Annotated in this window: 2 protein-coding genes; both read left to right on the forward strand. The window is 39.3% G+C overall.

Annotated features, from left to right (window positions below; translation table 11 throughout):
• Positions 1–373 (forward strand): hypothetical protein (locus AB6805_RS32420; protein WP_370913574.1); only part of this gene is annotated, 373 nt, incomplete at its 5' end.
• Positions 370–1,272 carry an IS3 family transposase gene (locus AB6805_RS32425; protein WP_370913575.1) on the forward strand — a complete coding sequence of 301 codons (903 nt, stop codon included), beginning with the start codon at positions 370–372 and terminating at the stop codon, positions 1,270–1,272. The genes AB6805_RS32420 and AB6805_RS32425, both read left to right, overlap by 4 nt.
• Positions 1,273–1,365 lie beyond the last annotated feature (93 nt).

Raw genomic sequence — 1,365 nt, forward strand, 5'->3', positions numbered from 1 at the left:
CTCAGAAGATTATCATCGTAAGAAAAACCGTTCCTTTACAGCCCAGCAGAAAAGAAGTATTCTCCAACATATTGAACAAGGTAGAATGACGGTCCGCCAAGCCATGTCAGCATATAACATCACAGGATCAGGCACTATTCATAGATGGCAGCAGCAGTTCCAACAGGAGAATATGGCTTTGATAGCTACAAATCCCATTATTATGGAACAATTGCCGACCAACCCATCAGACCCAAAATCAGTAGAATTAGAAAAGGCATTGGCAGAAGCAAAACTAAAAATAGCGGCCCTGGAGATAATGATTGACCTGGCTGAACAGCAGTTTAAAATTAAGATCAGAAAAAAATCTGGTGCCAAACAGTCTCCCAAATGAGACAGGATGATTCCGGGGTGGCATTAGCCACTTTATGCAGATTGTTTGGCAAAACCAGGCATAGCTGGTATGAACACGAGTGGCATAGCAAACAAATGCTGCTCACAGATGAACTGGTTTTACATTACGTAAATCAGATCCGCGGGCAACTGCCCAGACTGGGGACACGTAAACTGTATCATCTGTTGCAGCAACATCTTGCTCCACATCATGTTCAGGTAGGTAGAGATCATTTGTTTGATTTGCTGGCAGCACATCATATGCTGGTAAGACAACGTAAAAGAAAGGCGAAGACAACCGATTCTCATCACTGGATGCATAAATATGATAATCTTGCAGATAAAATCGCAGCAGAAAGGCCCGATCAGTTATGGGTCAGTGATATTACTTACATCCGGATCAATAAGGAATTTGCCTATTTAAGCCTGATTACAGACGCATACTCACGCAAAATCGTAGGCTTTAATTTAAGGATGGACTTATCTGTGCAAGGCTGTTTACAGGCGCTTATAATGGCTTTGCAACAACGAAAGAATCCTGAATTGAAATTGATCCATCATTCCGACAGAGGAGTTCAATACTGCTGTAAAAAATATGTAGATCTTTTAAACGACAATAATATCGACATCAGTATGACGGAAAACAGCAGCCCTTACGAAAATGCACTTGCTGAAAGAGTAAATGGTATTATAAAAGCTGAATTTAATCTCAATTACATGATGACTGGCTTTGAACAAACCAAAGAAATTATTAGACAAAACATTAACGCTTACAATTCACTTCGACCACATGCAAGTTGTGACTTTTTAACGCCATTGCAGGCACATCAACAAACTGGCGCACTCAAAAAAAGATGGAAGAATTACAAAAAACAACTAATACCAGACTCAACAATATAGGATTGTATAACAAAAATCAGGATTATATGTATCTCTGTAAAACAGATTCAGGATTATTTCTTCAACTGTATAGCTATATTAGGACGAGACAGA

The sequence above is a fragment of the Chitinophaga sp. RCC_12 genome (assembly GCF_041360695.1).
GTDB lineage: Bacteria > Bacteroidota > Bacteroidia > Chitinophagales > Chitinophagaceae > Chitinophaga.